Source organism: Mycobacterium sp. TH-M11 (genome assembly GCF_057473725.1).
In genome coordinates this window covers 1-6,775 of the sequence record NZ_JBYCLD010000242.1, presented here as the reverse complement: position 1 = coordinate 6,775, position 6,775 = coordinate 1, and the positions used below count along the sequence as shown (strand labels likewise).

The 6,775-nt window shown below is 64.9% G+C and carries 9 protein-coding genes; 2 read left to right on the top strand and 7 right to left on the bottom strand.

The window, feature by feature from the left end; all coding sequences use genetic code 11:
* Positions 1-635 (bottom strand): glycine--tRNA ligase (locus AC2VOG_RS10160; RefSeq protein ID WP_486939774.1); only part of this gene is annotated, 635 nt, incomplete at its 3' end.
* A 61-nt stretch (positions 636-696) separates the two neighbouring features.
* On the opposite strand from AC2VOG_RS10160, the gene AC2VOG_RS10155 reads away from it, so the two are divergent.
* The gene (locus AC2VOG_RS10155) at positions 697-1,074 is read left to right on the top strand and encodes an ArsR/SmtB family transcription factor (RefSeq protein ID WP_486939773.1); all 378 of its coding nucleotides are present in this window, start codon (positions 697-699) and stop codon (positions 1,072-1,074) included.
* The gene (locus AC2VOG_RS10150; RefSeq protein ID WP_486939772.1) at positions 1,071-1,463 is read left to right on the top strand and encodes a Fur family transcriptional regulator; all 393 of its coding nucleotides are present in this window, start codon (positions 1,071-1,073) and stop codon (positions 1,461-1,463) included. The genes AC2VOG_RS10155 and AC2VOG_RS10150 overlap by 4 nt, the downstream gene beginning before the upstream one ends.
* Here AC2VOG_RS10150 and AC2VOG_RS10145 read toward each other — a convergent pair.
* From AC2VOG_RS10145 to AC2VOG_RS10120, 6 genes are all read right to left on the bottom strand, one after another.
* Entirely contained in the window at positions 1,460-1,849 is a 390-nt protein-coding gene (locus AC2VOG_RS10145; protein ID WP_486939771.1) for a hypothetical protein, read from the bottom strand. The two genes, AC2VOG_RS10150 and AC2VOG_RS10145, sit on opposite strands and share 4 nt — an antisense overlap.
* Before the next feature lie 154 nt (positions 1,850-2,003).
* Positions 2,004-2,888: a decaprenyl diphosphate synthase gene (locus AC2VOG_RS10140; protein ID WP_486939770.1), complete on the bottom strand. Its 885-nt coding sequence runs from the start codon at positions 2,886-2,888 to the stop codon at positions 2,004-2,006.
* Positions 2,878-3,687, bottom strand: coding sequence for a DNA repair protein RecO (recO, locus tag AC2VOG_RS10135; RefSeq protein WP_486939769.1), 810 nt, complete (start codon positions 3,685-3,687; stop codon positions 2,878-2,880). The genes AC2VOG_RS10140 and recO overlap by 11 nt, the downstream gene beginning before the upstream one ends.
* Positions 3,688-3,789: 102 nt before the next feature.
* Positions 3,790-4,689, bottom strand: a complete 900-nt coding sequence (era, locus tag AC2VOG_RS10130) for a GTPase Era (RefSeq protein WP_486939768.1) — start codon at positions 4,687-4,689, stop codon at positions 3,790-3,792.
* A complete protein-coding gene (locus tag AC2VOG_RS10125; RefSeq protein ID WP_486939767.1) occupies positions 4,686-5,993 on the bottom strand; it encodes a hemolysin family protein in 1,308 nt (435 codons plus the stop codon). The genes era and AC2VOG_RS10125 overlap by 4 nt, the downstream gene beginning before the upstream one ends.
* A 457-nt stretch (positions 5,994-6,450) precedes the next feature.
* On the bottom strand, positions 6,451-6,775 hold a 325-nt coding region (locus AC2VOG_RS10120; RefSeq protein ID WP_486939766.1), incomplete at its 5' end, for an HNH endonuclease family protein.

Genomic DNA, 6,775 nt, shown 5'->3' with positions numbered 1-6,775 from the left:
ATTTCGTTGCGGAAGCTCTTGCCGATCTGGCCGATGCCGAACGGTGGCTTGCGCCGTGACGTCGTCACCACGTTGGCGAAGTTCACGAAAATGCCCTGCGCGGTCTCGGGCCGCAGATAGTGCAGGCCTTCCTCGGTCTCGATCGGGCCGAGATAGGTCTTGAGCATCATGTTGAATTCGCGCGGCTCGGTCCACTGACCCTTGGTGCCGCAGTCGGGGCAGACGATCTCGCTCATCGGCACGTCATCGGGCGCACCCCCCTTCTTGAGGGCATAGGCCTCCTGCAGGTGGTCTTGCCGGTGCCGCTTGTGGCAGTTCAGACATTCGATGAGTGGGTCGTTGAAGACCTCGACATGGCCGGAGGCCACCCATACCTCGCGCGGCAGGATGATCGACGAATCCAGGCCGACGACGTCGTCGCGCCCAGTGACCACCGAGCGCCACCACTGCCGCTTGATGTTCTCCTTGAGCTCAACGCCCAATGGCCCATAGTCCCAGGCCGATCTGGTGCCGCCGTAGATCTCGCCGGCGGGATAGACCAGGCCGCGCCGTTTGGCGAGGTTGACGACGGTGTCGATGACGGACGCCACGAGGTGAGCACTCCCTGTCGTTGTTGGACGCGGACGATCCGTCATCGTAGCGATTCGCCCGCCGGTCTTTGACATGCGTGGTTGTGCATGTGACAGTGGAGCCAGCATGACTCTCTCATCCCCCACCGCTGCCGACGGCGATCACCTGATCGGCGAGCACCAGCACGGCAGCTCCGCGGACCTGCCGGCGCCCCCACCGCGGGAGGTCCTCGACGCGGCCGGCGAACTGCTGCGTGCGCTGGCCGCGCCGGTGCGGATCGCCATCGTGCTGCAGCTCAACGTGTCTCAGCGTTGCGTGCACGAACTGGTCGACGCGCTCGGTGTGCCGCAGCCGCTGGTGAGTCAGCATCTCAAGATCCTCAAGGCCGCAGGCGTGGTCGCCGGCGAGCGGTCCGGACGCGAGGTGCTCTACCGGCTGGCCGATCACCACCTGGCGCACATCGTGGTCGACGCCGTCGCGCACGCCGCGGAGGACACGCCGTGACGGCCGGCCCCGGGCTGCGGGCCACCCGGCAGCGCGCGGCGATCGCGGAATTACTCGACACGCTCGACGATTTCCGCTCAGCCCAAGAGTTGCATGACGAACTGCGTCAACGCGGCGAGAACATCGGGCTGACCACGGTCTACCGAACGCTGCAATCGATGGCCACCGCCGGCATGCTCGACACGCTACGCAACGACACCGGGGAATCGGTCTACCGTCGCTGCTCGGAACACCATCACCACCACTTGGTCTGCCGCAGCTGCGGGTCAACCGTCGAGGTGGGCGATCACGAGGTCGAGGCGTGGGCGGCCGAGGTGGCATCAAAACATGGGTTCTCCGACGTCAGCCACACCATCGAGATCTACGGAACCTGCTCGGATTGCCGTTAAGCCGTTACTGCCCTGCGGATTTCGGAGCCCTTGTCGAGTACCATCAAGATCAGCGTACGCAGCGCTTCGTCGCCCAGGCCGTTGCCGGGAAAGTTGTAGCGCTGCACCACGTCCGCGGTCTTGCCCGGCTTCTCGACCAGGGTCACCGATCCGAGCAGCGTGGTGTGTGTCTGCTCGGCGACGCGGTCACGAATCTTTCTGCTCAGCGCCAGATCCCAGGCGACCATCTGGGTCAGCGAGACCAGGTCGAGGCCCTCGGTGATGGTCACGACCCGCAGCGAGGCGATCGTCCCGCCATGGTGAACGGTCAGCGCGCCGTCGGATTCCGCCTCGGCCGGCAGCACCTCGGACAGCACGGCGAGTAAGCGTTCCTGCAGTGACAGCATCAGTCACACCTGTCCCATACGTCACCGCCGGGCGGTGAGAACCGATGTGCCCGCCTCTGAGCGACAACTTCCGTAATTCGCTCGAAGGCGGGCAAAAGCACACGCGCACCAGAGCGGTTACTCATGTGACGAAAGTGACTCCAGTGGATATTCATCACGCGGTCCCGAATCGTCGATTGCGCGATGCATACTCCTCGCACGCCGCCCACAGGTGACGGCGGTCGTAGTCGGGCCAGAGCGTGTCCTGGAAGATGTACTCGGCGTACGCCGCTTGCCAGAGCATGAAGTTGCTGGTCCGCTGCTCCCCCGATGTCCGCAGTAGCAGGTCGACATCGGGGATGTCGGGTCGGTGCAGATGCCGGGCGATGGTCGCCTCGTTGACCCGCTCGGGATTCAGCTTGCCCGCCGCTGCCTCACGGGCGATATCCCTTGCAGCCTCGGCGATCTCGGTGCGACCGCCGTAGTTGACGCAGTAGTTCACCGTGATCACGTCGTTGTTGAGGGTCAATTCCTCGGCGACAGCCAACTCGTGGATCACGCTGCGCCACAGCCGCGGCCGCGATCCCACCCAGCGGATCTTGACGCCCATGTCGTTGAGGTTGATCCGCCTGCGCCGCACCACGTCGCGGTTGAAACCCATCAGGAAGCGGACTTCGTCGGCCGAACGCTTCCAGTTCTCGGTGGAGAACGCGTACAGGCTGAGCCACTTGATGCCCATTTCGATTGCACCGCAGACGATGTCGATAACAACGGCCTCGCCCATCTTGTGGCCCTCGACACGCGGTAGACCACGCTGGGTGGCCCAGCGGCCGTTGCCGTCCATCACAATCGCGACATGATTGGGCAACTGCTCCGCTGGAATCCGTGGAGCGGCCGCCTTGGAGATGTGCTGCGGCGGTCGGCGGGGTCCACCGTCCGGCGCGGGCGGCAGCGGCGGGAAAACCACCGGCCATGTCGAAGTGTCGGGAAAGACCGGATAGTCGTCAGGAGCCGGGGCGAGTTGCGGGAAGTCGGCCTTCCGTTTGCGCTCAACCCTCATGCGCCACATCCTGCCGGACTAACGCTATGCGGCGGTCGAGCAGGCTCTGATCCATCTGATCGACCCGTCGAATCCGTTCGACGAGCGGCAGGGTTCGCAGCTGCCGCTCCAGGTGCCATTGCAGGTGAGCCGCCACCAATCCGCTGGCGTGACTGCGCGCCGATTGCGGCGCGACCTCGGCGCCCGCCCAGTCGCCGTCGCGCAGCGCGGCCATCAGATCCAGCACACCCAGCGGCGGTGTCGTCGCACCGGCGGGGCGACAGAAGGTACACACGCTGCCACCCGCCGCGACGTGAAATGCCCGGTGCGGGCCTGGCGTGGCGCAGCGCGCGCATTCGGTCAGCGCGGGGGCCCACCCGGCAATGCCCATGGCCCTCAGCAAATATGCGTCCAGCACCAGCTCGCGCGGCCGGCTGCCGTCGGCGACCGCCCGCAGCGCACTGACCGTCAGGCGGTGCAGTTCCGGCGCCGGCGCCCGCTCCTCGCCGGCGAGGCGCTCGGCGGTTTCCAGCATCGCGCACGCGCTGGTGTAGCGACCGTAGTCGCTGACGATGTCGGTGGCGAACGCGTCGAGCGAGACGACCTGCGTGACGATGTCGAGGTTGCGGCCCGGGTGCAATTGGACGTCGATGTGGGCAAATGGTTCCAGTCGCGCACCGAATTTGCTGCGGGTGCGGCGCACACCCTTGGCCACCGCGCGCACCAGTCCATGGTCGCGGGTCAGCAGAGTGACAATCCGGTCGGCCTCGCCGAGCTTGTGCTGGCGCAGCACCACCGCCCGATCCCGGTACAACCGCATGGAGACCAGTTTGTCACCAGGTTGCGACGGCGCCCGGCGCACGCGCCGATAATGTCGGTGCCGGCTGCTGCAATGGGCGGTGGAATGTGCAGCGACCGGCGATCAAAAGCCCAGTCGGCCGAGTTGTTTCGGGTCGCGCTGCCAGTTCTTGGCGACCTTGACGCGCAGGTCGAGGTACACCTTGGTGCCCAGCAGTTTCTCGATCTGACCGCGGGCGGCCGTGCCGACTTCGCGCAACCGCGCCCCGCCCTTACCGATCACGATGCCCTTCTGACTGTCCCGTTCGACGTAGAGCAGGGCATGCACATCGATCAGATCGTCGCGGCCTTCGCGCGGGATGACCTCGTCGATCACCACCGCCAGTGAATGCGGCAACTCGTCGCGCACCCCTTCCAGCGCAGCCTCCCGGATGAACTCTGCCATCAGGACTTCTTCCGGCTCGTCGGTCAGTTCGCCATCCGGGTAGTACGGTGGCCCGGGCGGCAGTGCGGCGGCCAGCAGGCCGACCAGTACGTCGACCTGCTCGCCGGTGGCCGCCGAGACTGGGACGACCTCGACGTCGTTGCCCACCAATTCGCCGACCGCAAACAGTTGGGCGGCCAGCTTGTCCTTGGACACCGTGTCGATCTTGGTCACGACGGCCACCAAAGTCGTTCTGGGAGCAGTCGATCGGATCTGCTCGACGATCCACCTGTCCCCCGTTCCGATTGCTTCGTCGGCCGGGATGCACAGGCCGATGACGTCGACCTGACTGTAGGTGTCGCGGACCAGGTCGTTGAGTCGCTGTCCCAACAAGGTGCGCGGTCGATGCAGCCCTGGGGTGTCGACCACGATGATCTGGAAGTCCTCGCGGTGCACGATGCCCCGGATCGTGTGCCGGGTGGTCTGCGGCCGATTGGACGTGATCGCCACTTTCGAGCCGACCAGCGCGTTGGTCAGGGTCGACTTGCCGGTGTTCGGCCGGCCGACGAAACAGACGAAGCCGGAATGGAATTCGGTCATCGCACACCGTTGCGGCGGTGAGCCTCGGGTGCGTGCGCCTCGACGCGACTCAGTAGCACCGTACCGACCCGCACCCGTCCGCGATGGTCTGGCCCACCCTCAGCGTGCAAGCGCAGACCATGCGACATCACCTCTGATCCTGGCAGCGGCACCCGCCCCAACGCCAGCGCCAACAGCCCACCGACGGTGTCCACGTCGAGATCCTCCTCGAATTCCACGCCGTAGAGTTCACCGACATCTTCGATCGGTAGTCGCGCCGATACTCGGAACCGGTTGTCGCCCAACTCTTCTATCGGCGCGACCTCAGCAGCGTCGTACTCGTCGGCGATTTCCCCGACGATCTCTTCCAGGATGTCCTCGATCGTCACCAATCCGGCAATCGCGCCGTACTCGTCGACCAGCAGCGTCATGTGGTTGCGATCACGTTGCATCTCACGCAGCAGGTCATCCAACGGTTTGCAGTCTGGCACGAATACCGCGGGCCGCATCACCTCGGTCACGGCGATATCCCGGCCATTCGTCGAAGAGTAATACTCCTGCTGCACACAATCTTTCAGATAGACCACCCCGACGATGTCGTCGACGTTCTCACCGATCACCGGAATGCGGGAGTGCCCGCTGCGCACTGCCAGCGACGTCGCCGCCGCCACGGACTCGTCGCTCGCGATCCACACCATCTCGGTCCGCGGCACCATCACCTCGCGGGCCGGGGTGTCACCGAGTTCGAAAACCGACTGAATCATCCGCCGCTCGTCGTCGGCGACCACCCCGCGCTGTTGCGCCAGGTCGACGACTTCACGCAACTCGATCTCCGAGGCGAACGGGCCGTTGCGAAAGCCACGACCGGGCGTCAGCATGTTGCCCAGCACCACCAGTACCCTGCTGATCGGGGTCAGCAGCACCGAGATCGCTTGCAGCGGAAGCGCTGACATCAAGGCAATCGAATATGCGTTCTGGCGGCCGAGTGTTCGCGGACCGACACCGATGACCACGAAGCTGACCACCACCATGACGACTGCCGCGATGAACAGACCCCAGTCGCGACTGGCCTGCCGGTAGAAGAATCGGGCCAGCAGCACCGTCGCGCTGATCTCGCAGACGATGCGCAGCAACACCACCAGGTTGATGTATCGCGGCCGGTCGGTCATGAGCGTGACCAGACGCGCGGCGCCCGGCCGTTCGTCGCGAGCCATCTCCTGCGCGCGCGCCATCGACACCGTGCTGATCGCGGCGTCGATGGCCGCGAACGCGCTGCCCAGACAAATCAGCACGATCGCACCGAGAAGCGAAGTGGAGCTGTTCAATTCTCGAGATACTTTGAGATCGACGGACTCCGTTTCCAGTGTTCTAGCTGCAGATTTGCCGGGGCTGTCAAAGCTATCACCCGTGCACCACGATATTCGCGTAGCAGAAAGCTTGCCGGATCTCGTAGCGCTGCTTTCGTCGTGGCACCCGAGCTGAAGTGGTGTTGTCGTCCAAGAATTTCTGGCCGCTCTGCTCGACGAAGGTATGCAGGCAAGCACGGCCCGGTCCCGAGACCTGGCGCTGAAGCGCTACGCGGCGTGGCTCGTCGATGAGGGAGAGCTTAGCGCGAATCCCCAGCTGACACCTCCGAAGGCTGACGCCAAGGCAGCCAATACGCTCGACGACGACCAACTCTGCCGTCTGATCCAGGCATGCCAAGGCAGGGGTACCCCCTACCGTGCAGGGCGTCCTCGACGGACAGCGCGCGGCCAGACTTCGCGCCGCCTGAGGCCCCGGTCAGCAGGTGTCTAAGACGTGCTCGATTGCGTCGTGCTCGGCCTGCGTAACCCACACTCCATATGCGCTTTTCACGTCGATGATGCGGGAGACGTAGGCGCAGCGGTAGGCCTTGTTCGGCGGCAACCATGTGGCCGCATCGGCAGAGCCTTTCTGCCGGTTCGCCCCAGCCGTGGTGCTCTGGAGGTTCATCGGGTCGTTGGCGAAGTTGCGGCGTTTGAGATCGTCCCACTGTTGAGCACCCTTTTGCCATGCGTCCAGGATTGGCACGATGTGATCGACTTGTACTTGGGTTGAGGTTCCAGGGCCGCGCTGGTAGAGAATT

What these genes read in the sequence shown, in the direction of transcription:
- AC2VOG_RS10145 (WP_486939771.1), bottom strand. Translation starts at nt 1,849, where the DNA reads ATGCTGTCACTGCAGGAACGCTTACTCGCCGTGCTGTCCGAGGTGCTG.
- era (WP_486939768.1), bottom strand. Translation starts at nt 4,689, where the DNA reads ATGACCGAATTCCATTCCGGCTTCGTCTGTTTCGTCGGCCGGCCGAAC.
- recO (WP_486939769.1), bottom strand. Translation starts at nt 3,687, where the DNA reads ATGCGGTTGTACCGGGATCGGGCGGTGGTGCTGCGCCAGCACAAGCTC.
- AC2VOG_RS10140 (WP_486939770.1), bottom strand. Translation starts at nt 2,888, where the DNA reads ATGAGGGTTGAGCGCAAACGGAAGGCCGACTTCCCGCAACTCGCCCCG.
- AC2VOG_RS10155 (WP_486939773.1), top strand. Translation starts at nt 697, where the DNA reads ATGACTCTCTCATCCCCCACCGCTGCCGACGGCGATCACCTGATCGGC.